Here is a 24,507-nt window from a genome sequence, read left to right as displayed (position 1 = left end):
TATGTCGACCCATGCGAAGCGTGAACGGCTCCTTCTCGCCGATCTGTTGGAGAGCGCGGGACCGGAGGCGCCGACGCTGTGCGAGAACTGGACGGCGCGGGACCTGGCCGCGCATGTGGTGGTACGCGAACGGCGCGCGGACGCGGCGGGCGGGATTCTCGTCAAGCCGCTGGCCGCCCGGCTGGAGCGGGTGCAGGCGGAGTTCGCGGCCAAGCCGTACGAGGAACTGATCCAGCTGATCCGGACCGGGCCGCCGCGGATGTCGCCGTTCGCGCTGAAGCAGATCGACGAGGCGTCCAACACCGTGGAGTTCTTCGTCCACGCCGAGGACGTGCGGCGGGCGCAGCCGGGCTGGAGTCCGCGGGAGCTGGACCCGGTCTTCTCCGACGCGCTGTGGTCGCGGATCGAGAAGATGGCGCGGGTGCTGGGCCGCCGGGCCCCGGTGGGGCTCGTCCTGCGGCGGCCGGACGGGCAGACGGCGGTGGCGCACCGGGGCACGCCGGTGGTGACGGTCACCGGGGAGCCGGGCGAGCTGACGATGTTCGCGTTCGGTCGGCAGGAGACGGCCGATGTGGAGCTGGACGGGGACAAGGAGGCGGTGGAGCGGCTGCGGGCGGCGAAGCTCGGGGTGTGACGCCCGGGGTGTGACGCCCGGGCGGCCGGCTACCTCCCCAGCTCCAGGTGCTCCCTCAGGATCCGCTCCAGTTCGCGGGCGGCGCGGGACGGGGAGACATCGCCGCGGTGGGCCACCGAGACGACGCGGTGCATGCCGGGGGTGGCGAAGCGGGTGACGCGCAGGCCGGAGCGTTCGGCGACCATGCTCGGTACGACGGCGATGCCCAGCCCGGCCCGGACGAACCCGAGGACCGCGTCCATCTCGCCGCCCTCGACGGTGAAGGTGGGCTCGAAGCCGGCCGCCCGGCAGGCCGCGGTGGTGAATTCCCGCAGGTCGTAGCCGCGGCGGAACATGGCGAGGGGGCGGCCGCGCAGGTCCTCGACGCGGATGCGGGTGCGGCGGCCGGTCACCGGGGCGGGGCGGTCGGGGGCGGAGACCACGACGAGCTCCTCCCGCAGCAGGTCGGCGGTGGCCAGGGCCGGGGCCTGGACCGGCAGCGGGGTGATGATCAGGGCGAGGTCCAGTTCGCCGTCGGCCAGGGCGCGGACGAGGTCCTGGGAGCCGTCCTCGGTGACGATCAGGTCGACGCCCGGGTAGGTGGCGTGGAAGGCGCTCAGTACGTCCGGGACGAGGCTGGCGCAGAGGCTGGGCGGGGCGCCGAGGCGGAGCCGGCCGCGGCGGAGCTGGGCGACCTCCTGGACCTCGCGGCGGGCGGTCTCGGTGTCGGCGAGGATGCGGCGGGCCAGCGGCAGCAGGGTCTCGCCCGCGTCGGTGAGGGTGATGTGGCCGCGGGCGCGGTGGAACAGCTCGGCCCCCAGCTCCCGTTCCAGGGCCCGGATCTGCTGGGAGAGCGAGGGCTGGGCGACGTGTTCGCGCTCGGCGGCGCGGGTGAAGTGGCGGGTGTCCGCGACGGCCGTGAAATAGCGGAGCTGCTGCAGCTGCATAAGGGGAATATAAGGCAGCGATAGGCCACGCCTATGGAGATGAGCCGGACCATGTCTTGGACTGATGGGCGGATGCGTCCTTACCGTCGGCTCCATGGCAGCACTGGACACGCGGACGGATCGACGGCCGTCCTTCGCCGGCCTCCTGTGGGGCTCGACCGTCGGCAAGAAGACGGCGATGGCCGTCAGCGGCATCGTGATGCTGCTGTATCTGGTCGTCCATATGCTGGGCAACCTCAAGATCTTCTTCGGGGCCGGGGACTTCGACGCGTACGCCGCCTGGCTGCGCACCATCGGCGAGCCGTTCCTGCACCACGAGTGGTTCCTGTGGATCGCGCGGGTGGTGCTGGTCGTCGCCGTCGTCACGCATGCGGTGGCCGCGTACCAGCTCAGCCGCCGGGACATCGCCGCCCGCCCGGTGAAGTACGCGCACAAGCGGAAGCGGGCCTCCTACGCCACGCGCACCATGCGCTGGGGCGGCATCATCCTCGGCCTGTTCATCGTCTGGCACATCCTGGACCTGACGACGCTGACGGTGAACCCGCGCGCCGCGGCCGGCCACCCGTACGCCAACGTCGTCGCGACGTTCTCCACCTGGTACGGCGACGTCATCTACATCGCCGCCATGCTCGCGCTCGGGCTGCACGTCCGGCACGGCTTCTGGAGCGCCGCGCAGACCCTCGGCGCCGGCAGCGCCGCCCGCGACCGCGTTCTGAAGGCCACCGCCAACGTCCTCGCGCTGCTGCTGACGGCGGGCTTCATCTCCGTACCCGTCGCCGTCATGACCGGATTGGTGAGCTGACGTGACCGCATACACCCACTACGCGACCGGCACCCCGGTCGCCGACGCCAAGGCCCCCCAGGGCCCGATCGCCGAGCGCTGGGACACCCGCCGCTTCGAGGCGAAGCTGGTCAACCCGGCCAACCGGCGCAAGCACACCGTGATCGTCGTCGGCACCGGCCTGGCGGGCGGCGCGGCGGGCGCCACGCTCGCCGAACAGGGCTACCACGTCGTGCAGTTCTGCTATCAGGACTCGCCGCGCCGGGCGCACTCCATCGCCGCGCAGGGCGGCATCAACGCCGCGAAGAACTACCGCAACGACGGGGATTCGGTCCACCGGCTGTTCTACGACACCGTCAAGGGCGGCGACTTCCGGGCACGCGAGTCGAACGTGCACCGGCTGGCGCAGGTCTCGGTGGAGATCATCGACCAGTGTGTGGCGCAGGGCGTGCCGTTCGCCCGCGAGTACGGCGGGCTGCTCGACACCCGCTCGTTCGGCGGCGTCCAGGTCTCCCGTACGTTCTACGCCCGCGGCCAGACGGGTCAGCAGCTGCTGCTCGGCGCGTACCAGGCGCTGTCGCGGCAGATAGCCGCCGGCAATGTCGAGATGCATCCGCGTACCGAGATGCTGGACCTGATCGTGGTGGACGGGCGGGCCCGCGGGATCGTCGCCCGCGACCTGATCACGGGGAAGATCGACACCTACTTCGCCGATGCGGTGGTGCTGGCCTCCGGCGGCTACGGCAACGTCTTCTACCTCTCCACCAACGCCATGAACTCCAACGCGACCGCCGTCTGGCGGGCGCACCGGCGCGGCGCGTACTTCGCCAACCCCTGCTTCACCCAGATCCACCCGACCTGCATCCCGCGCACCGGCGACCACCAGTCCAAGCTGACGCTGATGAGCGAGTCGCTGCGCAACGACGGCCGCATCTGGGTGCCGAAGGCGAAGGGCGATGCGCGGTCGCCGAAGGACATTCCCGAGGACGAGCGCGACTACTACCTGGAGCGCATCTATCCGTCGTTCGGCAACCTGGTGCCGCGCGACATCGCCTCCCGGGCGGCGAAGAACGTGTGCGACGAGGGCCGCGGGGTCGGTCCCGGCGGCCAGGGCGTCTACCTGGACTTCGCGGACGCCATCGCGCGGATGGGCCGCAAGGCCGTCGAGGCGAAGTACGGCAACCTCTTCGACATGTACGCCCGGATCACCGACGAGGACCCGTACAAGGTCCCGATGCGGATCTATCCGGCGGTGCATTACACGATGGGCGGGCTGTGGGTGGACTACGACCTGCAGACCACCGTCCCCGGCCTGTTCGCGATCGGGGAGGCCAACTTCTCCGACCACGGCGCCAACCGCCTCGGGGCCTCCGCCCTGATGCAGGGCCTGGCCGACGGCTATTTCGTGCTGCCCTCGACCATCAACGACTACCTCGCCCGCCATCCGCACGGGGACGAGGTCGACGGCGGTCATCCGGAGGCGGTGGCGGCCGTACGGGAGACCGAGGAGCGGCTCGCCAGGCTGCTGGCCGTGGACGGCGACCGTACGCCCGACTCCTTCCACCGCGAGATCGGTGAACTCATGTGGGAGTACTGCGGGATGGCCCGGACCGACGAGGGCCTGCGCAAGGCCCTCGAGAGGATCCCGGGGATCCGCGAGGAGTTCTGGCGGCGGATCAAGGTCCCGGGTACCGGCGAGGAGTTCAACCAGTCGCTGGAGAAGGCCAACCGCGTCGTGGACTACCTGGAGCTCGCGGAGCTGATGTGCCTCGACGCGCTGCACCGGGCGGAGTCCTGCGGCGGCCACTTCCGCGAGGAGTCCCAGACCCCGGACGGCGAGGCCGCCCGCCGCGACGAGGAGTTCGCCTACGCCGCGGCCTGGGAGTTCACCGCCACCGGCGCCGCCCCCACCCTCCACAAGGAAGACCTCGTCTTCGAGTACGTCCACCCCACTCAGCGGAGCTACGCATGAAACTCACCCTGCGCGTCTGGCGCCAGAAGAACCCCGACGCGCCGGGCGCCATGTCCACCTACGACGTCGAGGGCGTCTCGCCGGACATGTCGTTCCTGGAGATGCTCGACACCCTCAACGAGTCGCTGATCCTGAGCGGCGAGGACCCGGTCGCGTTCGACCACGACTGCCGCGAGGGCATCTGCGGCGCGTGCAGCCTCGTCATCAACGGCGACGCCCACGGGCCGGAGCGCACCACGACCTGTCAGCTGCACATGCGGTCCTTCTCGGACGGCGACACGATCGACATCGAGCCCTGGCGTGCCTCGGCGTTCCCGGTCGTCAAGGATCTGGTGGTCGACCGTTCCGCCTTCGACCGGGTCATCCAGTCCGGCGGCTACATCACCGCGCCCACCGGCGCGGCCCCGGAGGCCCATGCCACCGCCGTGCCCAAGCCTGCCGCCGACGCCGCCTTCGAGCACGCGGAGTGCATCGGCTGCGGCGCCTGCGTGGCGGCCTGCCCCAACGGGTCGGCGATGCTCTTCACCTCGGCGAAGGTCAACCACCTCAACGTCCTGCCGCAGGGCTCGCCCGAACGCGAGTCGCGGGTGCTGAACATGGTCGCGCAGATGGACGACGAGGGCTTCGGCGGCTGCACCCTCACCGGCGAATGCGCCACGGCCTGCCCCAAGGGCATACCGCTGTTCAGCATCACCAGGATGAACCGGGAGTTCGTCCGGGCGGCGCGCAAGCGGGGGTGAGGGGGCGAGTCCGGGGCGGGGCGGGGCGGGTGGCTCCCGTAGGGGTGGGGCGAACGGATCCCGTAAGGGGTGCGAGCGCCCCCTGCGGGGCCTCAACGCGGGGCGGCGGGTGGGGTATTCCCGGCCCGGCCCACCGACCTACCGGCCCTCCGGAGGCCCGGCCCGGCCCACCGGCCCACCGGAGGCCCGGCCCGCCGAAGCCGCCGGACCGCTGTCGTTCCTACCGGCCCCGCTGCCGCCCCCGCAGCAGCTCCGAGACGGCCGTTGCGCCGCCGGTCGTCAGCCAGGTGCGGAAATCCATCAGCCCCGGGTGGAGTGCGCGCAGGGCCGGGATGTCGGCGCGCCACAGTCCGGCCGGGTCGGCGAAGGCGCGGGTGGCCTCGGGCGACAGCGGGGCGCTCGCGGGCGGCGACGCCTGCCGGTAGGTGACCGGCCGTCCGGTGAACTCGCTCAGCAGGCCGACGACCTGACGTGAGGTCAACTCGTCCCCGGCCAGCTCCAGGGCGCGCCCGAGGTACGTCTCCGGCCGGGCGAAGGCCAGCGCGGCGAAGACGCCGATGTCCCGGGTGGCGACGAGCTGGACGGGGACGTCGGGCGGGAAGAGGTGGATCAGCTCGCCCTGGTCGGTGATGCCGCCGAGCGGCAGTCCGGGGATGGTGTGGTTCTCCATGAACCGCACGGGGCGCAGCACCGTCGCCGGCAGCCCGAGGGCGGCGATGCGTTCCTCCACGGCCCGTTTGGCGGCCCAGTAGCCGATGCCCGAGGGCCGCTCGGCCCCGCCGACGGAGGCGAACACGAAGTGCCGGACGCCCGCCGTCGCGGCGGCGGTCGCCAAGTTGTCGCCGCGTCGCATCTCGCGGTCGAGGTCGGCGTCGTCCGGGGTGACGCCGAAGACGCCGTACGCGCCCTCGGCGGCCGCGGCCAGCGACGCGGGGTCGTCCAGGTCGCCGATGACCACCTCGGCCCCCGCCCCGGCCAGGGCGCCGACCGCCGCGCGGCGCCCCTCGCGGACGAGTACCCGCACCCGCCAGCCGTCGGCCAGCAGGCGCGCGGCCGCGGCACCCCCTTGCCGTCCGGTCGCTCCGGTGACCAGCACGGTCCGATCCACAGCACTCCCCCTTCACCGGGCCCCACGCAAATAGGAGGCGCCCTCCGAATATATGGAGGGTGCCTCCCGTTAGCAAGAGGTGCCGGGCAGGGACACGGGCGGCGGACCGGAGCGCCGAGGCCCGGAGGCCGGAGGGCCCAAGGGGCCGGGAGCCCGGCCGGAGCCCTCGCCGCACGCCCTATCGCACCGGGTGCCCCGCCTCCCGCAGCGCTCCCTTGACGTCCCCGATGCGCAGATCTCCGAAGTGGAAGACGGACGCGGCCAGTACCGCATCCGCACCCGCGGTCACCGCCGGGGCGAAGTGGTCCAGCCTGCCCGCGCCGCCGGAGGCGATGACGGGGACCGTGACGTGCTTGCGGACGGCCTCGATCATCTCGACGTCGTAGCCGTCCTTGGTGCCGTCGGCGTCCATGGAGTTGAGGAGGATCTCGCCGGCGCCCAGTTCGGCGGCGCGGTGGGCCCATTCGACGGCGTCGATGCCGGCGGAGCGGCGGCCGCCGTGGGTGGTGACCTCGAAGGAGCCCGACTCCGTACGGCGGGCGTCCACCGACAGGACCAGGACCTGGCTGCCGAAGCGTTCGGCGATCTCGCGGATCAGGTCGGGGCGGGCGATGGCGGCGGTGTTGACGCCGACCTTGTCGGCGCCGGCCCGCAGCAGCTTGTCGACGTCCTCGGTGGTGCGGACGCCGCCGCCGACCGTGAGGGGGATGAAGACCTGTTCGGCGGTGCGGCGGACCACGTCGTAGGTGGTCTCGCGGTTGCCGGAGGAGGCGGTGATGTCGAGGAAGGTCAGCTCGTCGGCGCCCTCCTCACCGTAGATCTTGGCCATCTCCACGGGGTCGCCGGCGTCGCGCAGGTTCTGGAAGTTGACGCCCTTGACGACCCGGCCGTTGTCGACGTCCAGGCAAGGGATGACTCGGACCGCCAGGGTCATGGGTGCTCAGGCCTCTCGGAAAGTTGTCTGTTCCGAGAGCCGGGGGAGTTCTCGGAACGCTTCTAGTTCTACTTCGACCAGGACGCGGGAGTCGACGAAGCCGGAGACCACGACCAGGGTCGTGGCGGGCGGGGCGGCGTCGAAGATCTCCTTGTGGGCGCGGGCGGCGGCGTCCACATCGCGCAGATGGGTCAGATACACCCGGGTGCGCAGGACGGCCGAGGCGTCGAGCCCGAAGGGTTTCAGGGCCTCCAGCGCGTGCGCGAAGGCGGCCCTGGTCTGCTCGTACGGGTCGCCCTCGCCCTGGAGGACGCCGTCGGCCAGCGGCATCGTGCCGGCGACCAGGACGCGGTCGCCGGCCGCCACGGCGCGGGCGAAGCCGATGGCCGCCTCCCAGGGACTCCCGGTCTGTACGCGCTCGATGGTCATCACGCCGCCTTTCGGTTACGTCCGCACGTGGGTGGCGCCCCTACGACACCGTCGCCAGTGCCTCTTCGAGGGTGAACGCCTTGGCGTAGAGCGCCTTGCCGACGATCGCGCCCTCCACACCCTGCGGGACGAGACCGGCCAGGGCCCGCAGGTCGTCGAGGGAGGAGACGCCGCCGGATGCGACGACGGGGCGGTCGGTGGCCGCGCAGACGTTCTGCAGCAGTTCCAGGTTGGGGCCCTGGAGGGTGCCGTCCTTGTTGATGTCGGTGACGACGTAGCGGGCGCAGCCCTCGGAGTCCAGGCGGGCCAGCGTCTCGTAGAGGTCGCCGCCGTCGCGGGTCCAGCCGCGGCCGCGCAGCGTCGTGCCGCGTACGTCCAGGCCGACCGCGATCTGGTCGCCGTGCTCGGCGATGATCTTGGCGACCCAGTCGGGGTCCTCCAGGGCCGCGGTGCCGATGTTGACGCGGGTGCAGCCGGTGGCCAGGGCGGCGGCCAGGGAGTCGTCGTCGCGGATGCCGCCGGACAGCTCGACCTTGATGTCCATGGAGCGGGCGACCTCGGCGATCTGCGCGCGGTTGTCGCCGGTGCCGAAGGCGGCGTCGAGGTCGACGAGGTGCAGCCATGCGGCGCCGGCCTGCTGCCAGGCGAGGGCCGCCTGGAGCGGGTCGCCGTAGGAGGTCTCGGAGCCGGACTCGCCGTGCACCAGGCGCACGGCCTGGCCGTCGCGGACGTCGACGGCGGGCAGCAGTTCAAGCTTGTTCACAGCACTCACAGCGTTTCGATCCAGTTGGTCAGGAGCTGGGCACCGGCGTCGCCGGACTTCTCGGGGTGGAACTGGGTGGCCCACAGCGGGCCGTTCTCGACGGCGGCCACGAAGCGCTCGCCGTGCGTGGCCCAGGTGACCTTCGGCGCGCTGAGGCCCGGGTTGCCGATCTCCAGCTCCCAGTCGTGCACCGCGTAGGAGTGCACGAAGTAGTAGCGGGCGTCGGCGGGCAGGCCGGCGAAGAGCCGCGAGCCGTCGGGGGTGTCGACGGTGTTCCAGCCCATGTGCGGGACGACGTCGGCCTTGAGCGGGCCGACCGTGCCGGGCCACTCGTCCAGGCCCTCGGTCTCCACGCCGTGCTCGATGCCGCGGCCGAAGAGGATCTGCATGCCGACGCAGATGCCCATGACGGGGCGGCCGCCGGACAGCCGGCGGCCGACGATCCAGTCGCCGCGGGCGTCCTTGAGCCCCTGCATGCAGGCGGCGAAGGCGCCGACGCCGGGGACGAGGAGGCCGTCGGCGTTCAGGGCGGTGTCGTAGTCACGGGTGATCTCGACGTCCGCGCCGACGTGCGCCAGGGCGCGCTCGGCGGAGCGGATGTTGCCGAAGCCGTAGTCGAAGACGACGACCTTCTTGGCGGCGGTCAATTCCACACCTCCAGCCGGAGCACGCCCGCAGCCAGGCACATCGCGGAGCCGATGGCGAGGACGGTGATGACGCTCTTGGGCAGCTGCTGCTTCCAGAGGGAGTAGACGCCGCCGAGGAGGAAGAGCCCGATGAGGAGGAAAACTGTCGAGAGGCCGTTCACGGACTACAGGGCTCCCTTGGTCGAGGGGAGGATGCCGGCCGCGCGCGGGTCGCGCTCGCTGGCGTAGCGCAGCGCGCGGGCCAGCGCCTTGAACTGGCACTCCACGATGTGGTGGGCGTTGCGGCCGTAGGGCACGTGGATGTGCAGCGCGATCTGGGCCTGGGCGACGAACGACTCGAAGATGTGCCGGGTCATCGTCGTGTCATAGCTGCCGATCATCGGCGCCATGTTCTCCGGCTCGGTGTGGATCAGGTACGGGCGGCCGGAGAGGTCGACGGTGACCTGGGCGAGCGACTCGTCCAGCGGGACGGTGCAGTTGCCGAAGCGGTAGATGCCGACCTTGTCGCCGAGGGCCTGCTTGAAGGCGGCGCCCAGTGCGAGGGCGGTGTCCTCGATGGTGTGGTGGGTGTCGATGTGCAGATCGCCGTCGGTCTTGACCTTGAGGTCGAAGAGGCCGTGCCGGCCGAGCTGGTCGAGCATGTGGTCGTAGAAGCCGACCCCGGTCGAGACGTCGACCTGTCCCGTGCCGTCGAGATCGATCTCGACCAGGACGGTGGTCTCCTTGGTCGTGCGCTCCACGCGTCCGACGCGGTTCATGCGCTCTGCTCCTTCTTCAGTTCACGGACCGCGTCGAGAAACGCGTCGTTTTCCGCCGGGGTGCCGGCGGTGACCCGCAGCCATCCCGGTACGCCGTTGTCCCGGACCAGGACGCCCCGGTCGAGGATCTTCTGCCATACCTCGTGCGCGTCCGCGAAGCGGCCGAACTGGACGAAGTTGGCGTCGGACGCCGTCACGTCGTAGCCGGTCGCGCGCAGCTCGTTCACCAGCCGGTCGCGCTCCTGCTTGAGCTGCTCGACGTACTTCAGCAGCGTGTCGGTGTGCTCCAGCGCGGCGAGCGCGGTCGCCTGGGTGACGGCGGAGAGGTGGTAGGGCAGCCGTACGAGCTGGACGGCGTCGACGACCGCCGGGTCGGCGGCGAGGTAGCCCAGGCGCAGCCCGGCCGCGCCGAACGCCTTCGACATCGTGCGGGAGATGACCAGATTCGGGCGCCCGTCGAGCAGCGGCAGCAGCGAGTCGCCGTGGCTGAACTCGATGTACGCCTCGTCGACGACGACCAGCGACGGCTTGGCCGCCTGGGCCGCGTCGTACAGGGCGAGGACCGCCTCGGCCGGTACGGCGCTGCCGGTGGGGTTGTTGGGGGTGGTGATGAAGACGACGTCGGGGCGCTGCTCGGCGATGGCCGCCTTCGCCGCCGGCACGTCGATGGTGAAGTCGTCGCTGCGCGGGCCGGAGATCCAGCCCGTGCCCGTGCCGCGCGAGATCAGCGCGTGCATGGAGTACGACGGCTCGAAGCCGATGGCGGTGCGCCCGGGGCCGCCGAAGGTCTGCAGCAGCTGCTGGAGGACCTCGTTGGAGCCGTTGGCGGCCCAGACCTGGTCCTTGGTGACGTCGTGGCCGCCGGTGCGGGAGAGGTAGCGGGCGAGCTCGGTGCGCAGTTCGACCGCGTCCCGGTCGGGGTAGCGGTTGAGCTGCCGGGCGGCCTCGGCCACCCGCTCGGCGATCCGCTGCACCAGCGGCTCGGGCAGCGGATAGGGGTTCTCGTTGGTGTTCAGGCGTACCGGGACGTCCAGCTGCGGGGCGCCGTAGGGGGACTTGCCGCGCAGCTCGTCCCGGATGGGGAGGTCGTCGATCCTGGTCACGTGCTGGCTCACTTGCTCTGCGGGACCTTCCAGTCGAACCGTGCCTTGATGGCCGCGCCGTGCGCGGGGAGGTCCTCGGCCTCGGCGAGGGTCACCACGTGGTGGGCGACCTCGGCCAGCGCGTCGCGGGTGTAGTCCACGACGTGGATGCCGCGCAGGAAGGACTGCACGGACAGCCCGGAGGAGTGGCAGGCACAGCCGCCGGTGGGCAGGACGTGGTTGGAGCCGGCGCAGTAGTCGCCGAGGGAGACCGGGGCCCAGGGGCCGACGAAGACCGCGCCGGCGTTGCGGACGCGGGCGGCGACGGCGGCGGCGTCGGCGGTCTGGATCTCGAGGTGCTCGGCACCGTAGGCGTCGACGACCTTGAGGCCCTCGTCGATGCCGTCGACGAGGACGATCGCGGACTGCCGGCCGGAGAGCGCCGGGTTGATCCGGTCCTCGATGTGCTTGGTGGCCGCGATCTGCGGCGTCAGTTCCTTCTCGGTCTTCTCGGCCAGCTCGACGGAGTCGGTGACCAGGACGGCGGCGGCCATCGGGTCGTGCTCGGCCTGGCTGATCAGGTCGGCGGCGACGTGCACGGGGTCGGCGGTGTCGTCGGCGAGGATCGCGATCTCCGTCGGACCCGCCTCGGAGTCGATGCCGATGCGGCCCTTGAGCAGGCGCTTGGCGGCGGCGACGTAGATGTTGCCGGGCCCGGTGACGAGGTTCGCGGGCGGGCACTCCTCGGTGCCGTAGGCGAACATCGCGATGGCCTGGGCGCCGCCGGCCGCGTAGACCTCGTCCACGCCGAGCAGGGCGCAGGTCGCCAGGATGGTGGGGTGCGGCAGGCCGCCGAAATCGGCCTGGGGCGGGGAGGTGACGGCGAGGGACTCGACGCCGGCCTCCTGCGCGGGGACGACGTTCATCACGACGGACGAGGGGTAGACCGAGCGGCCGCCGGGCACGTACAGGCCCACGCGCTCGACCGGTACCCAGCGCTCGGTGACCGTGCCGCCGGGGACGACCTTGGTGGTGTGGTCCGTGCGGCGCTGTTCGCGGTGGACGATCCGGGCGCGCCGGATGGACTCCTCCAGGGCGGCGCGGACGGCCGGTTCCAGCTCGTCGAGGGCCTTGGTGAGCGCCTCGGCGGGGACGCGTACCCGCTCGATCTCGACGCCGTCGAACCGCCGCGCGTAGTCGATCAGCGCCGCGGTGCCGCGATGGCGTACGTCCTCGCAGATGGGCCGCACCTTCTCCAGGGCGGCTTCCACGTCGAACTCGGCACGGGGCAGCAGGTCGCGCAGGGCGCCGCCCTCGGGGAGGGCGTCACCGCGCAGATCGATTCGGGAGATCACCCTCCCAGTGTCTCAGACCCGATCTCGCGCCCGGCCGCCCGTATCACTCAGTGATACACAGCCAGGCGGGGGCCGGACGCCCGCCGGAACCGGCCACTACCGGCCGCGCGAAGTTGACCTGACTTGATCCTCACCGCGCGTGTTCAACCGGTCACTCAGCGGGCAGGTGATCCGTACAGACGTACGGCAGCACGGGATGTACGGGGGCAAAGAAAGGGGGAGACACGTGACCGAGCCCGGCGACGGCGACGCGCCCGCCGACCTGCAGCTGACCTCTGCGGAGTGGAGCATGTGGCAGGCCTTCCGCAACGGCAGCACCTGCGATCTGCACATCGGGGATCCGGCCCGCGACGATCCGCACGGGCAGCATCTGTGGGGACCCGAGCGGCGGGTGCGGGCCCGCGTGGTGGCGCTGCTGCTCCTGGAGGGGCCGGTGGCGCAGCCGGGGCGGGTCTCCGCGCTCAAGCTCACCGGTGCGTACATCACGGACACTCTCGACCTTGCGGGCGGCACGATCAAGCCATTCGTCGAGCTGCGGGACTGCCGCTTCGAGGCCGAGGTGGTGCTGCCGGAGAGCCGGTTCACCACGCTGCGGATGGTGAACTGCGCGATACCCCGGCTGGAGGCCGCCCGGCTGCAGACGGAGGGCGATCTGCATCTGCCGCGCTGCGTGGTGCAGAACGGCATCCGGCTCACGGACGCACACATCGGCACGGACCTGATGCTCAACCAGGTGGTGGCGCACAAGGACCGCCAGGGCCGCTCGATCATGGCGGACGGGCTGACCGTCGCCCAGGACCTGCAGGCCGAGATGCTGGAGTCCTACGGCGAGCTGTCGCTGCGCGGTGCCACCATCGGCGTGTCGCTGAGCCTGCGCGGCAGCCGGCTGAGCAACCCGTTCGGCCGCCGGGCGCTGAACGCCCCCCAGCTGACCGTCGAGCGCACGCTCTATCTGACCGCCGCGGGCCTGGCGAACTCCCCGTTCTCCAGCGGCGCCACTCCCCCGTACGGCACCGCCCACACCCCCTCCCGCGGCACCCGGATGCAGCGCTTCGAGTGCGAGGGCGGCATGCGGCTGGACGACGGCCGGTTCGGCGACGCGGTCGACATCGAGCACGCCCGTTTCCTGATGGAATCCGACCAGGAGCTGTCGCTGCGCCGCATCCAGACGCCCGAGCTGCGGTTCCTGTGCGAGCGCCCGCAGCGCGGCCGGGTGATCCTCTCCGGCGCCCGGGTCGTCAATCTCGTCGACAAGTCGGCGAGCTGGCCGGGCCTGGGCGGGCTGTGGATGGCCGGCTTCGCCTACGAGACGCTGATCCCGCGCGGCCATTTCCCGCTGGCGCTGCGGCTGCAGTGGGTGGCCGCGGCGACGCCGGAGTACGCGCCGGAGCCGTACGAGATGCTGGCCGCCTCGCTGCGCGCCAGCGGTGAGGACGCCGACGCCCGCGAAGTGCAGCTGGCCAAGCAGCGGCGGCGCCGGGAGACGCTGCCGCTGGCGGCGAAGGCGTGGGGGTTCCTGCAGGACTGGACGGTGGCGTACGGCTACCGCCCGGGGCGGGCCGCGGTCTGGATGGCGATCCTGTGGGCGATCGGCACGGTCTATTTCTCCGAGAATCCGCCGCCCCCGCTCAAGGCGGGCGAGACCCCGCCGTGGAATCCGTATCTCTACTCCCTCGACCTGCTGCTGCCGGTGATCGACCTCAACCAGGGCGCGGCCTGGAAGCCGGGCGGCGGGGCGCAGTGGGCGGCGGCGGTGCTGATCCTGGCGGGCTGGGTGCTGGCGACGACGGTGGCGGCGGGCGCGTCGCGGCTGCTGAGGCGCCAGTGATCCCGTACGTCGGGGTGGGCCGGAGCAGGAGCCGTCGGTTGGTTCCGCCCGGTGATCGGGGAGTGCTTCCGCCGCCCCGCCAGTGATCCCGTAGGGCGGGGTGAGCCGTTGGTGGTTCCGCCCGGTGGCCGGGGAGTGCTTCCGCCGCCCGGCCGGTGCTTGTCCGACGGGGCGGTGACGCCTGCGGCCCCCGGGGTGGTGGCTCCGGAGGCCACAGGCTCTAGGCTTACCGGCTGTGACCTCCGTGCGCCTGCCGCTCTTCCCGCTCAACTCGGTGCTGTTCCCGGGGCTCGTTCTCCCGCTGAACGTCTTCGAGGCGCGGTACCGAGCGATGATGCGCGACCTGGCCGACCGGCCCGAGGACGAGCGCCGCTTCGCGGTGATCGCCATCCGGGACGGCCGCGAGGTCGCGCCCACCGCGCAGGGCATGCCGGATGCCACACTGCCGGCCGCCGAGGGCCCCGCGGCGGGCTTCGGCGACGACCCGATGCAGGCGTTCCACACGGTGGGCTGTATCGCGGACGCGGCCACCATCCGCGCCAAGTCCTCCGACGACGACACCGGCTACGAGGTACTGGCCACCGGCACCACCCGCTTCCGGCTGCGGTCGGTGGACGCCTCCGGGCCGTATCTGACCGCCGAGGCGGACGAGCTGGACGAGGACCACGGCGAGGGCGCGGGCGCGCTCGCCTCGGGCGTCGTACGGGCCTTCCGGACCTACCAGAAGCGGCTGGCCTGGGCGAACGAGCGGACCCTGTCGAGCGGCCAGGACCTGCCCGCCGACCCTTCGGTGCTCTCGTACCTGGTCGCCGCGGCGGCGGTGCTGGACGTGCCCGCCAAGCAGCGGCTGCTGGAGGCGCCGGACACCGCGGCCCGGCTGGGCCAGGAACTGACGCTGCTGCGCCAGGAGTCGGCGCTGCTCGGTAAGCTCCCGTCGCTGCCCGCGGTGGATCTGACGCGGCAGCCGACCAGCCCCAACTGACGCAAGGCGGCAAGACGTTGGCGAAGAAGTCCAAGAAGTCCGCCGGAACCCCGGCGACGGTCGCCCTCACCGCGGCGGGCGTCGCCTTCACGACGCACTCCTACGAGCACGACCCGGCCGCCGCCTCGTACGGCGAGGAGGCCGCCGAGGCGCTCGGGGTCGCGCCGGAGCAGGTGTTCAAGACGCTCCTCGCGGAGGTCGACGGGGCGCTGACGGTGGCCGTGGTGCCGGTGTCCGGCTCGCTGGATCTCAAGGCGCTGGCGGCCGCGGTCGGCGGCAAGCGGGCCGCGATGGCGGATCCGGCCGCGGCCGAGCGCAGTACGGGGTACGTCCTGGGCGGGATCTCGCCGCTCGGGCAGCGCAAGCGGCTGCGTACGGTCGTCGACGCGTCGGCCGAGGGCCGGGCGACGGTCTGTGTCTCGGCGGGACGGCGCGGCCTGGAGGTCGAACTGGCGCCGGCGGATCTGGTGGCGCTCACCGGGGCGCTGCTCGCGCCGATCGCCCGCGGGTGACCGCGGTCCGGCGGCGTGGCCGATAAGAGCCCTGCGCCCGGTCCGTAAGCCTTTACGGCCGCCTCCTCCTCGACTACGACCGGGGAGACCGGTCGATCCGGTCGGACCGGGGAGACCGGTCGATCCGGTCGGACCGGGGAGACCGGTCGATCCGGTCGGACCGGGGAGACCGGTCGATCCGGTCGGACCGGGGAGGAGACACGCCATGTCGAAACGGACCCGTAAGCGCAAGTGGCGCATCCGCAAGCACCGCGCCAACCACGGCCGCCGGCCCGCCTAGGGCGCTTCCGATGGATCTCCGTGGAAGAAGGAGCGTCGCGACGCCGCGGAGATCCGTCAGAAGCGCCCTGGAGGCGCCCCGAGCCGCTGACGTGGTCGGGCAGCAGGGCGCCGGACCCGGGCCACGGGCTGTGGGCCACGGACCGCTGGTCAGGCGATGCCACGGGCTGTGGGCCACGGACTGTGGACCACGGGAATACTCCCCCGGCCCGCCTCGTTGTGGCCCCGCAGGGGGCGCTCGCGTCCCCTAGGGGATCCGTTCCCCCGCCCCCTAGGAGGCCGGAGGCGGGGAAGCCGGGGGCTCCTGCTCGTCCCGGCCGGGTTCCTGCTCCGGCCGGCCGGGCTGCGGCTCGTACCGGCCGGATTCCCGGTCGTAGTTTCCGGGCCAGTGCGGGTGCGGCGGCTCGGGGTCGCGCGGGCCGAACAGGCCGCTCAGCGCCAGCTGCGCCAGCATCGCCGCGATCGGCCAGGCCAGCAGCGCGGCCTTGGCTCCCAGCTGCAGCGGACCGTCGAAGGTCACGCCGGGTCCGACCTGCCGGGCATGGGCGGCGACGTCGGCGGTGGGGCCCAGCCACATGCCGGTCCGCCAGCCCAGGACGGCGCCGAGCAGGCCGCCGACGGTCAGCGCCACCACCAGGGGGATGCCGCCACGCCGGCGGAAGAGGAAGACCGCCGCCGCGGTGAGCAGCCCGAAGCCGAGGGCCAGCAGCACAAAGGTGCCGTCCGCGCCGATCGCCTCCTCGCCCTCGGTGTTCTTGAGGTAGACGGCCTTGGTGTCGGAGATCAGCGGGGTGTGCGGGGCGAGCCAGTTCCACAGGACGCCGAGCAGTACGCCGCACACCGCGACAAGGAGCGCGATCACCGCGCCCTCGCGCAGTTCACGGACGAGTCCGGGGCCGCCCGGGCCGCCGTCGTCGGCGGTGGCCCCGTGGTGGGTGGCGGGTGCGGCCCAGGGGTTGTCCGGCTGGGCGCTCCCCGGCCGGTCGTGCTGCGGCTCGTCGGGCGGTTGGTTGTCGCGTGGCGTCAGCGGTGCGGTCACCCCGTCATCGTGCCAGGTCGGCGCGGCGGGACGGGCAGAGGGACGGCTGCGGGCGGCCGCCGGCGGCGGTCAGCGGACCGCGGCGCGGCGATATGCCCAGGTCGCGACGGTCAGCGAGAGGACGCCGACGACGGCGCAGACGCCCAGGTCGGCGCCGATCATGAGCCAGTCGGGGTGCGCGGCGAAGCTGCGGGTCAGGGCCTCCACGCCGTAGGTCGAGGGCAGCAGATCGCGGGCATAGCCGACCATCGTGGGCAGGCCGCCGGGCGGCAGGACGCCGAGCAGCAGGGCGGCCGACATGCCCAGCTGGCCGCAGAGGGTGGCGATCTCCTGGCGCGGGGCGAGCAGCCCGAGGGCGGCGCCGAGGCCGGAGAGCGCCGCGCCGGACAGCGGGACCACGGCGGCCAGCACCCAGAGGTGGGCCATCGGCAGCTGGAAGAGGAGGCCGCCGGCGAGGGCGGTGACGAGGGCGCCGGGCACGGTGAACGAGGCGTAGGCGGCGGCCGCTCCCAGCACCACGGCGGCCGGGGGCACCGGCAGCGTGGCGTAGTGGTCGAGCCCGCCGTCGGCGCGCAGCCGGCCGAAGTACTGGGCGAGCAGGTTGAGCGCGACGAAGGCGACGACGAGGACGCTGGCGCCGGAGACCACGGACCGGGCCTCGGTGCCGCCGTCGACCACACCGCGCATCATGATCATGATGCCGACGGACTGGAAGGTGGCGACGAACAGCAGCGGGATCCGGGCGACCCGGGCGCGGGAGAGCTGGGCGCGGTAGACGGCGCCGAGCGCGGGGAGCATCCGGGCGCGCGGCGCCAGCGGGGCGGGCTCCTCGTCCTCGGGCCATGTCCCGGTGCCGGGGGGTGCCCCGGCCTCCGCCTGCGCGGGAACCATGCTCACGCCCTCACCCGGTCTTCCTCGATGCCTGCGCGGTACGTCGTGCCCGCGGCGGCCTCCGCGGCCGCTCCCGTCGTCATCGGCCGTCTCACGCCTTGACCAGCCCCTCCGCGCGCCCGCCGAGGGAGAGATAGACATCCTCCAGGCTCGGCGTGGCGAAGGTGAAGTCGTCGAGGGCGGCGAAGGCCGGGCCGGTGGTGACGGCCGAGACCGCGGCGCGGGCCTGGTCGGCGGGCAGCCGGAGGGTCCAGCGGCGGCCGGAGATCTGGGCGGCGGGCCGCAGGGCGGCGACCTCGGGGACGTCGAGGGGCGGGCGGTCCCGCCACACCAGTTCCAGCCGCACCTCCTCCGCCACGCGTTCCTTGAGCCCGCCGGGCGTATCGCAGGCGATGACCCGGCCCCGGTCGATCACCGCGACCCGGTCCAGCACGCTTTCGGCCTCCAGGACGTTGTGGGTCACCAGCAGGACGGTGGCGCCCCGCTCGGCGCGGCGGCGGTCCACCGCGGCCCAGACGGCGCGGCGGGCGAGGGGGTCCATGCCGGTGGTCGGCTCGTCCAGCACCAGCAGCGGGCGCTCGCCGATCAGTACGGTCGCGAAGCAGGCCAGCCGGCGCTGTCCGCCGGAGAGTTTTTTCAGGGGACGGGCGGCGATGTCCGTCAGTCCCAGCTCGGCGAGCAGCGCGTCGCGCTCGGCGCGCGCCCGGCGCAGGTCCAGTCCGCGCAGCCGCCCGGTGGTCTCCACGGCGAGCGCGACGGTCATCTCGTCCAGGGCGGTGGATTCCTGGCCGAGGTAGCCCAGCAGCCGGGCGGCGCGGTCGGGGTGGCGTACCAGGTCGTGGCCGAGGACGCTGATCCGGCCGGAGTCCGGGCGCAGCAGTCCGGTCAGCTGGCGTACGAGGGTGGACTTGCCGGCTCCGTTGGGGCCGAGCAGTCCGAAGATCTCGCCGCGCCGTACCTCCAGGCTGATGCCGTCGCTGGCGCGTACGGCGGGCGCCCGGTCCGCCCCGCGACGCCCTCGCACCGCGGGGTAGGTCTTGACCAGGTCCCGCACGACGCACGCCGTGCCGCCGCGCTCCGCCTGTTTTGCGCCCGTCCTCACGAGCTACGAGGGTACGCGGCCCCGGCCCGGCCCCGGCCCGCGGGGCACTCGGGGCGCGCCCTCAGTCGGCGGCCGGGGCATGCTCGGCGGCGGTGCGGGCGTCGACCTCGCGCCAGAAACCGGCCCGGATCGCATAGCGGTCGTGCTCGTCGATCTGGTCGTCCTTGTGGGCCAGCAGGCCGAACCGGGCGGCGTAGCGCAGCAGTTCGCCGTCGATGCGGTGCGGGATGCGCGGGTATTCCGTCGAGAGCTGCTGGAGGTGGGCGGTCTCGGAGAGCCGTTCGGTCCAGCGGCGGGCGAAGACCTGGCCGACCTCGAAGGGGTCGCCGCTGACGGCGGTGATGTCCTCCTCGCGGTCGGCCCAGCGCTGCTCGGCGCTGGTGAGCAGGGCCAGGGTGGGCAGCGAGGCGGTCTCGGAGGGTTCGCCGACCGGGCCGCCGCGCTCGGCCCAGCCCTTGTCCGAGGACCAGCGCAGGGTGGCGGAGGGGGCGGGGACCTGGGTGCCGTTTCCGTTGCCGTTGCCGTTGCCGTTCCCGTTGCCGTTCCCGTTGGGTGCGGTGCCCGTGGCGTGGGTGCGGCCCAGTCCGGCCAGGTCCTTGGGGGTGGGCACGACGCGGGAGACGCCGGAGCCCGGTGTGCCGGCGGCCGTCTCGTCCCGGTCGGCGCCGGTGGCGGGGCGCGTGGTGCCGTTGCTGCCGTTGTGTTCGTGGGGGTGGTCGGCGGTGTCGGTGCCGGCGGCGGCCGCGGCGGCCGCGGCGACGGCGGATTCGGGCAGCGGGGCGGAGAGGATCGCGGCGATCTCCGGGCGCGGGGCGGGCTGCGGGGCGCAGGAGCCGCCGAGTTCCTTGGCCCGTACGGCCCCGGTGATCCAGGCGCGGTCCAGCACCCGCCGCTCATCGGCCTCGGCGACCAGGTCCTCGGACTGGTTGTAGTCGCCGTCCGCGGCCTGTACGGCCCACAGGTGGACGGCGACGCCGTGTTCCTTGGCGGACATCAGGCCGGGCAGGAGGTCCCCGTCGCCGGTGACGAGGACGATGTCGGAGCAGGCGCGGTTGCGGGCGAGTTCGGTGAGCTCGGCATGCATGGCGGCGTCCACGCCCTTTTGCGCCCAGCGGCCGTCGCTGCGGGTCAGGGCGCCGAGGCGGACGGTGACCCGGGGCATCACGCGCAGTCTGCGGTGTTCGGGCTGCGGGACGCGGTCGGGGGCGCCGTCGAACCAGTAGATCCGCAGCAGCGGCCGTTCGGTATCGGCTTCGGCGCGTTGCCGCAGGCCTTGGATGAGGGCGGCGTGATCGACGGTGATCCGGGAACGGGCGGGCTCTCCGGCGAGCAGGCTCGCGGCGGCACCGAGCAAATACCCGGCGTCCACCAGGACGACGCAGCGGTCCACGTTCCACCCTCTTCCCTGAGGTGCTGAAAGTCCGGTCGCCCCCCGGCTCGGCCCGTGGCACGAGTTCTCTTCGGCTTTCCCTCGAGTCTGCCCGACCGTACGGGGGTTATCTGCCCCGTCTGGATCATCGGCGTGGCGGATTCGGCGGGGATGTTGGGCATGTGGCGTGAGCCTGTGCAATCCGCGGCGTGTCCGGGGCCCGTCGCGTTGTGGTCGGCGCCTCGCATCGCGTCGCGCGCTGCATCCGCATCACGCACGGTAATTGTCCAAAATGCGGCTTTTCATCCGACGTGTAAGTCTGGTCCCGGCCCCGATCCAGGATCCCCCTCAGGAGGCACGGCCATGGCGAAGAACAAGGCGAAGAAGGACCGAAGTCAGCAGAAGGGCAGCCCGGCGGAGCGCGGCCAGCAGGCGGCCGAGAAGTCGGCCATCGAGGCCATCTCCCAGCCGCAGCAGCACGCCCAGGGCAGCCCGGCGGATGTCGCCCGTAAGCACCAGAGGCGGTTCGGTCACAACTGAGGTGAACTACGGATGAGTTGAGGGGCGCGCCCGATTGCGGGCGCGCCCCTCGTTCTGCCGCCGTACGCCCGGCACCTCCACGGGCGGCCTTCCCGCCGACGGCCGACCGCCTTGCCGGCGGCCTCGCCGACCGCCTCGGCCACGCGGGTGGCGCGCCGCTCGTCGCCGGGCCGGCTGCACGGTCCGCCCGCGCCCGCGTCACGGACCGGAAGGCCGCCCCCGCAGGGCCGAGCGGCGCCCGCTCACCCCGCCAGGCAGGACGGGCCGAGCAGCACCTTCAGATCGCCGAACAGCGACGGATCCGGCGTGACCCGATGACGGTCCAGCCGCAGCACGGTCGTCTTGCGGGCCCCCTGGAGCTTGATCCGCACCTCCGTCGAGCCGCGGTGGCTGCTCAGCACCTCGCCGAGCTTCTCGACCATCGGCGGGGTGACCTTCACCGTCGGGATGGTGATCGTCACCGGGGCGTTGGTGCCCGCCTCCGAGAGGTCGGGGACCATCATCTCCATGGCGACCAGCCTGGGTACGTCCTCGCGCTTGTCGAGCCGTCCCTTGACGAACACCACGGTGTCCTCGACGAGTTGGGTCGACACCAGCTGGTAGGTGGCGGGGAAGAACATGCAGTCGATGGAGCCGGCCAGGTCCTCGACGGTGGCGATGGCCCAGGCGTTGCCCTGCTTGGTCATCTTGCGCTGGAGGCCGGAGATGATGCCGCCGATGGTGACGATCGAGCCGTCGGAGTAGTCGCCGCCGGTCAGCTGGGCGATGGCGGCGTCCGCCTTGTCGCTCAGGACGTGTTCCAGCCCGAAGAGCGGGTGGTCGGAGACGTACAGGCCGAGCATCTCGCGCTCCTGGGCGAGCAGGTAGGTCTTGTCCCACTCGATGTCGGAGAACTCGACGTCGAGACCGAAGCCGGGGCTGTCGTCGGCGGTGTCGTCGCCCATCCCGCCGAACAGGTCGAACTGCCCCTCGGCCTCCTTGCGCTTGACCTGCACCACGTTGTCGATCATCGGCTCGTACTGCGCGGTCAGGCCCTTGCGGGTGTGCCCCATCTCGTCGAAGGCGCCGGCCTTGATCAGCGATTCCGTGGTGCGCTTGTTGCAGACCACGGCCTCGACCTTGTCGAGGTAGTCGGGGAAGGAGGAGTACTTCCCCTTCGCCTTGCGGGAGCGGATGATCGAGTCGACGACGTTCTGGCCGACGTTGCGGACCGCGGTGAGGCCGAAGAGGATCACGTCGTCGCCCTGGGCGGCGAAGTTGGCCTCGGACTCGTTGACGTTCGGCGGCAGCACCTTGATGCCCATCCGGCGGCACTCGTTCAGATAGACCGCGGACTTGTCCTTGTCGTCGCGGACGGAGGTGAGCAGCGCCGACATGTACTCGGCCGGGTAGTTCGCCTTGAGGTAGGCGGTCCAGTACGTGACCAGGCCGTACGCGGAGGAGTGCGCCTTGTTGAAGGCGTAGCCGGCGAACGGGACCAGGACGTCCCACAGGGCCTGGATCGCGGCGTCGGAGAAGCCCTTCTTCTTCGCGCCCTCCTGGAAGAGCACGAAGTTCTTCGCCAGCTCCTCGGGCTTCTTCTTGCCCATGACGCGGCGGAGGATGTCGGCCTCGCCGAGGGAGTACCCGGCGATGATCTGGGCGGCCTTCTGGACCTGCTCCTGGTAGACGATCAGGCCGTAGGTCAGGCCCAGCGTCTCCATCAGGGGCTCTTCCAGCTCCGGGTGGATCGGGGTGATCTCCTGGCGGCCGTTCTTGCGCTCGGCGTAGTTGGTGTGCGAGTTCATGCCCATCGGGCCCGGCCGGTAGAGGGCCGAGACGGCGGAAATGTCCTCGAAGTTGTCGGGCTGCATCTGGCGCAGCAGCGAACGCATCGGGCCGCCGTCGAACTGGAAGACACCGAGCGTGTCACCGCGGCAGAGCAGCTCGAAGGTCTTGGGGTCGTCGAGCGGGACGGAGAGCATCTCCAGGTCGATGCCCTTGTTCTTCTTCACCATCTTGACGGCGTCGTCCATGATGGTGAGGTTGCGCAGGCCCAGGAAGTCCATCTTGAGCAGGCCGAGCGACTCGCACTGGGGGTAGTCCCACTGCGTGATCGTCACGCCGTCGGTGTGCCGCACCCAGACCGGGGCGTGGTCGACGATGGGCTCGCTGGACATGATCACGCCGGCCGCGTGCACGCCCATCTGCCGGACCAGGCCCTCGACGCCCTTGGCGGTGTCGATGACCTTCTTCACGTCCGGTTCGTTCTCGTACATCCCCCGGATCTCGCCGGCCTCGCTGTAGCGGGGGTGCTTGGGGTCCGTGATGCCGGAGAGGTCGATGCCCTTGCCCAGGACGTCGGCGGGCATCGCCTTGGTGAGGCGGTCGCCCATGGCGTACGGGTAGCCGAGGACGCGGGCGGAGTCCTTGATGGCGTTCTTGGCCTTGATCTTGCCGTAGGTGCCGATCATGGCGACCTTGTCGGCGCCGTACTTCTCCGTGACGTACCGGATGACTTCGACGCGCCGACGCTCGTCGAAGTCGATGTCGACATCGGGCATGGACACGCGCTCGGGGTTGAGGAACCGCTCGAAGATCAGTCCGTGCTCGATCGGGTCGAGGTCGGTGATGCCCATGGCGTACGCGACGATCGAACCGGCCGCGGAGCCTCGGCCGGGGCCGACCGCGATGCCGTTGTTCTTGGCCCACATGATGAAGTCGGCGACGACGAGGAAGTAGCCGGGGAACCCCATCTGGATGATGACGTCCATCTCGTACTCGGCCTGCTTCTGCCGGTCCTCGGGCACGCCGCCCGGGAAGCGGCGGTTCATGCCGACCCGGACCTCCTCCTGGAACCAGGTGACCTCCGTGAAGCCCTCCGGGATGTCGAACTTCGGCATCAGGTCGCGCTTCTCGAACATCCCGGTGGTGTCGATCTGCTCGGCGACCAGGAGGGTGTTGCGGCAGCCCTCCTGCCAGGCGTCCGAGGAGTCGATGGCGTACATCTCGTCCGTGGACTTGAGGTAGTAGCCGGTGCCGTCGAAGCGGAAGCGGTCCGGGTCGGAGAGGTTCTTGCCGGTCTGGATGCACAGCAGCGCGTCGTGCGCGACCGACTCGTGGGCGTAGGTGTAGTGCGAGTCGTTGGTGACCAGCGGGGGGATGCCGAGCTTCTTGCCGATCTCCAGCAGGCCGTCGCGGACCCGGTGCTCGATCTCGATGCCGTGGTCCATCAGCTCCAGGAAGTACCGGTCCTTGCCGAAGATGTCCTGGTACTCGGAGGCCGCCTTGAGGGCCTCGTCGAACTGGCCGAGGCGCAGCCGGGTCTGGAGCTCACCCGAGGGACAGCCGGTGGAGGCGATCAGGCCCTCCGACCACTGGGAGATCGTCTCCTTGTCCATCCGCGGCCACTTCTGCAGCCAGCCCTCGGCGTAGGCGTCGGAGGAGAGCCGGAAGAGGTTGTGCAGTCCGGTCTTGTTCGCGGCCCAGATCGTCTTGTGGGTGTAGCCACCGGAGCCGGAGACGTCGTCGCGCTTCTGGTGCGGCTGGCCCCACTGGATCTTGCGCTTGTTGCGCCGCGACTCCGGGGCGACGTACGCCTCGATGCCGATGATCGGCGTCACTCCGGCCTTCTGCGCCGAGTGGAAGAAGTCGTACGCGCCGTGCAGGTTGCCGTGGTCGGACATCGCGATGTGCGTCATGCCCATCTCGTTGCACGCTTCGAACATGTCCTTGAGCCGCGCCGCACCGTCCAGCAGCGAGTACTGGGTGTGGACGTGCAGGTGCGTGAACGGCGGCTTGGCCACGGCTGGGGACCTCCGGAAAAGGGGTGGGCGACGGGTGGACCGGACGGTGTC

At 71.8% G+C, this 24,507-nt stretch carries 23 protein-coding genes; 8 read left to right on the top strand and 15 right to left on the bottom strand.

Annotation, left to right across the window (positions count from 1 at the left end; translation table 11 throughout):
* The first annotated feature begins 1 nt into the window (after nt 1).
* Entirely contained in the window at nt 2-634 is a 633-nt protein-coding gene (locus ACIGWZ_RS23430) for a TIGR03085 family metal-binding protein (RefSeq protein WP_400067619.1), read from the top strand.
* 29 nt (nt 635-663) lie between these two features.
* Here the strand turns inward: ACIGWZ_RS23430 and ACIGWZ_RS23425 are convergent, their stop codons facing one another.
* Nucleotides 664-1,560: a LysR family transcriptional regulator gene (locus ACIGWZ_RS23425; protein WP_400067617.1), complete on the bottom strand. Its 897-nt coding sequence runs from the start codon at nt 1,558-1,560 to the stop codon at nt 664-666.
* A 94-nt stretch (nt 1,561-1,654) separates the two neighbouring features.
* Between ACIGWZ_RS23425 and ACIGWZ_RS23420 the strand changes: the two genes are divergently transcribed.
* The 3 genes from ACIGWZ_RS23420 to ACIGWZ_RS23410 are packed head-to-tail and all read left to right on the top strand — an operon-like array spanning nt 1,655 to nt 5,053.
* Nucleotides 1,655-2,362, top strand: coding sequence for a succinate dehydrogenase cytochrome b subunit (locus ACIGWZ_RS23420; RefSeq protein WP_400067615.1), 708 nt, complete (start codon nt 1,655-1,657; stop codon nt 2,360-2,362).
* Between the two features lies 1 nt (nt 2,363).
* Nucleotides 2,364-4,313: a fumarate reductase/succinate dehydrogenase flavoprotein subunit gene (locus ACIGWZ_RS23415; protein WP_400067613.1), complete on the top strand. Its 1,950-nt coding sequence runs from the start codon at nt 2,364-2,366 to the stop codon at nt 4,311-4,313.
* Nucleotides 4,310-5,053 carry a succinate dehydrogenase/fumarate reductase iron-sulfur subunit gene (locus ACIGWZ_RS23410; protein WP_400067611.1) on the top strand — a complete coding sequence of 248 codons (744 nt, stop codon included), beginning with the start codon at nt 4,310-4,312 and terminating at the stop codon, nt 5,051-5,053. Before ACIGWZ_RS23415 ends, ACIGWZ_RS23410 begins: the two co-directional genes overlap by 4 nt.
* A gap of 220 nt (nt 5,054-5,273) precedes the next feature.
* On the opposite strand, the gene ACIGWZ_RS23405 is transcribed toward ACIGWZ_RS23410, so the two are convergent.
* The 9 genes from ACIGWZ_RS23405 to hisD form a co-directional block, all read right to left on the bottom strand.
* Nucleotides 5,274-6,161, bottom strand: a complete 888-nt coding sequence (locus ACIGWZ_RS23405; protein WP_400067609.1) for an NmrA family NAD(P)-binding protein — start codon at nt 6,159-6,161, stop codon at nt 5,274-5,276.
* Nucleotides 6,162-6,339: 178 nt separating this feature from the next.
* Complete coding sequence (hisF, locus tag ACIGWZ_RS23400; RefSeq protein WP_400067607.1) at nt 6,340-7,095, bottom strand: imidazole glycerol phosphate synthase subunit HisF; 756 nt, start codon at nt 7,093-7,095, stop codon at nt 6,340-6,342.
* Nucleotides 7,096-7,101: 6 nt separating this feature from the next.
* Nucleotides 7,102-7,524 carry a Rid family hydrolase gene (locus ACIGWZ_RS23395; protein ID WP_400067605.1) on the bottom strand — a complete coding sequence of 141 codons (423 nt, stop codon included), beginning with the start codon at nt 7,522-7,524 and terminating at the stop codon, nt 7,102-7,104.
* A 40-nt stretch (nt 7,525-7,564) separates the two neighbouring features.
* Nucleotides 7,565-8,287: a bifunctional 1-(5-phosphoribosyl)-5-((5-phosphoribosylamino)methylideneamino)imidazole-4-carboxamide isomerase/phosphoribosylanthranilate isomerase PriA gene (gene priA / locus ACIGWZ_RS23390; RefSeq protein WP_400067603.1), complete on the bottom strand. Its 723-nt coding sequence runs from the start codon at nt 8,285-8,287 to the stop codon at nt 7,565-7,567.
* Between the two features lie 5 nt (nt 8,288-8,292).
* Nucleotides 8,293-8,940: an imidazole glycerol phosphate synthase subunit HisH gene (hisH, locus tag ACIGWZ_RS23385; RefSeq protein WP_400067602.1), complete on the bottom strand. Its 648-nt coding sequence runs from the start codon at nt 8,938-8,940 to the stop codon at nt 8,293-8,295.
* On the bottom strand, nt 8,931-9,095 hold the full coding sequence (locus ACIGWZ_RS23380; RefSeq protein WP_400067600.1) for a hypothetical protein: 165 nt from the start codon (nt 9,093-9,095) through the stop codon (nt 8,931-8,933). Before ACIGWZ_RS23380 ends, hisH begins: the two co-directional genes overlap by 10 nt.
* A 3-nt stretch (nt 9,096-9,098) precedes the next feature.
* Nucleotides 9,099-9,692 carry an imidazoleglycerol-phosphate dehydratase HisB gene (gene hisB, locus ACIGWZ_RS23375; protein ID WP_362705917.1) on the bottom strand — a complete coding sequence of 198 codons (594 nt, stop codon included), beginning with the start codon at nt 9,690-9,692 and terminating at the stop codon, nt 9,099-9,101.
* Nucleotides 9,689-10,795, bottom strand: a complete 1,107-nt coding sequence (locus tag ACIGWZ_RS23370; protein ID WP_400068042.1) for a histidinol-phosphate transaminase — start codon at nt 10,793-10,795, stop codon at nt 9,689-9,691. The genes hisB and ACIGWZ_RS23370 overlap by 4 nt, the downstream gene beginning before the upstream one ends.
* An 8-nt stretch (nt 10,796-10,803) precedes the next feature.
* Nucleotides 10,804-12,129 carry a histidinol dehydrogenase gene (hisD, locus tag ACIGWZ_RS23365; RefSeq protein WP_400067598.1) on the bottom strand — a complete coding sequence of 442 codons (1,326 nt, stop codon included), beginning with the start codon at nt 12,127-12,129 and terminating at the stop codon, nt 10,804-10,806.
* A gap of 226 nt (nt 12,130-12,355) precedes the next feature.
* Here hisD and ACIGWZ_RS23360 point away from each other — a divergent pair, with 226 nt between their 5' ends.
* The 3 genes from ACIGWZ_RS23360 to ybaK all read left to right on the top strand — a co-directional run bounded on the left by ACIGWZ_RS23360 (nt 12,356) and on the right by ybaK (nt 15,451).
* Entirely contained in the window at nt 12,356-13,957 is a 1,602-nt protein-coding gene (locus ACIGWZ_RS23360; RefSeq protein ID WP_400067597.1) for an oxidoreductase, read from the top strand.
* Nucleotides 13,958-14,192: 235 nt separating this feature from the next.
* Nucleotides 14,193-14,939 carry an LON peptidase substrate-binding domain-containing protein gene (locus tag ACIGWZ_RS23355; protein WP_400067595.1) on the top strand — a complete coding sequence of 249 codons (747 nt, stop codon included), beginning with the start codon at nt 14,193-14,195 and terminating at the stop codon, nt 14,937-14,939.
* 17 nt (nt 14,940-14,956) lie between these two features.
* Nucleotides 14,957-15,451, top strand: a complete 495-nt coding sequence (ybaK, locus tag ACIGWZ_RS23350; RefSeq protein ID WP_400067594.1) for a Cys-tRNA(Pro) deacylase — start codon at nt 14,957-14,959, stop codon at nt 15,449-15,451.
* 550 nt (nt 15,452-16,001) lie between these two features.
* Here ybaK and ACIGWZ_RS23345 read toward each other — a convergent pair.
* The 4 genes from ACIGWZ_RS23345 to ACIGWZ_RS23330 all read right to left on the bottom strand — a co-directional run bounded on the left by ACIGWZ_RS23345 (nt 16,002) and on the right by ACIGWZ_RS23330 (nt 20,152).
* Entirely contained in the window at nt 16,002-16,769 is a 768-nt protein-coding gene (locus ACIGWZ_RS23345) for an ABC transporter permease (RefSeq protein WP_400067592.1), read from the bottom strand.
* 69 nt (nt 16,770-16,838) lie between these two features.
* On the bottom strand, nt 16,839-17,660 hold the full coding sequence (locus ACIGWZ_RS23340) for an ABC transporter permease (protein WP_400068040.1): 822 nt from the start codon (nt 17,658-17,660) through the stop codon (nt 16,839-16,841).
* A 91-nt stretch (nt 17,661-17,751) separates the two neighbouring features.
* Nucleotides 17,752-18,762, bottom strand: a complete 1,011-nt coding sequence (locus tag ACIGWZ_RS23335) for an ABC transporter ATP-binding protein (RefSeq protein ID WP_400067590.1) — start codon at nt 18,760-18,762, stop codon at nt 17,752-17,754.
* Between the two features lie 61 nt (nt 18,763-18,823).
* On the bottom strand, nt 18,824-20,152 hold the full coding sequence (locus tag ACIGWZ_RS23330; RefSeq protein ID WP_400067588.1) for an NYN domain-containing protein: 1,329 nt from the start codon (nt 20,150-20,152) through the stop codon (nt 18,824-18,826).
* 342 nt (nt 20,153-20,494) lie between these two features.
* Here ACIGWZ_RS23330 and ACIGWZ_RS23325 point away from each other — a divergent pair, with 342 nt between their 5' ends.
* Complete coding sequence (locus ACIGWZ_RS23325; protein WP_400067587.1) at nt 20,495-20,671, top strand: hypothetical protein; 177 nt, start codon at nt 20,495-20,497, stop codon at nt 20,669-20,671.
* Nucleotides 20,672-20,913: 242 nt separating this feature from the next.
* Here the strand turns inward: ACIGWZ_RS23325 and dnaE are convergent, their stop codons facing one another.
* A complete protein-coding gene (gene dnaE, locus ACIGWZ_RS23320; protein WP_400067585.1) occupies nt 20,914-24,456 on the bottom strand; it encodes a DNA polymerase III subunit alpha in 3,543 nt (1,180 codons plus the stop codon).
* Between the last annotated feature and the right edge of the window lie 51 nt (nt 24,457-24,507).

It is taken from the genome of Streptomyces sp. NPDC053427 (assembly GCF_044544985.1).
Taxonomy (GTDB): Bacteria; Actinomycetota; Actinomycetes; order Streptomycetales; family Streptomycetaceae; genus Streptomyces.
Note: the sequence above shows the minus strand (reverse complement) of the source record. Positions and strands in the feature narration are given on the sequence as shown.

What these genes read in the sequence shown, in the direction of transcription:
- ACIGWZ_RS23325 (WP_400067587.1), top strand. Translation starts at nt 20,495, where the DNA reads ATGGCGAAGAACAAGGCGAAGAAGGACCGAAGTCAGCAGAAGGGCAGC.
- ACIGWZ_RS23420 (WP_400067615.1), top strand. Translation starts at nt 1,655, where the DNA reads ATGGCAGCACTGGACACGCGGACGGATCGACGGCCGTCCTTCGCCGGC.
- ACIGWZ_RS23410 (WP_400067611.1), top strand. Translation starts at nt 4,310, where the DNA reads ATGAAACTCACCCTGCGCGTCTGGCGCCAGAAGAACCCCGACGCGCCG.
- ACIGWZ_RS23395 (WP_400067605.1), bottom strand. Translation starts at nt 7,524, where the DNA reads ATGACCATCGAGCGCGTACAGACCGGGAGTCCCTGGGAGGCGGCCATC.
- ACIGWZ_RS23425 (WP_400067617.1), bottom strand. Translation starts at nt 1,560, where the DNA reads ATGCAGCTGCAGCAGCTCCGCTATTTCACGGCCGTCGCGGACACCCGC.
- ACIGWZ_RS23340 (WP_400068040.1), bottom strand. Translation starts at nt 17,660, where the DNA reads ATGGTTCCCGCGCAGGCGGAGGCCGGGGCACCCCCCGGCACCGGGACA.
- ACIGWZ_RS23430 (WP_400067619.1), top strand. Translation starts at nt 2, where the DNA reads ATGTCGACCCATGCGAAGCGTGAACGGCTCCTTCTCGCCGATCTGTTG.
- hisF (WP_400067607.1), bottom strand. Translation starts at nt 7,095, where the DNA reads ATGACCCTGGCGGTCCGAGTCATCCCTTGCCTGGACGTCGACAACGGC.
- hisB (WP_362705917.1), bottom strand. Translation starts at nt 9,692, where the DNA reads ATGAACCGCGTCGGACGCGTGGAGCGCACGACCAAGGAGACCACCGTC.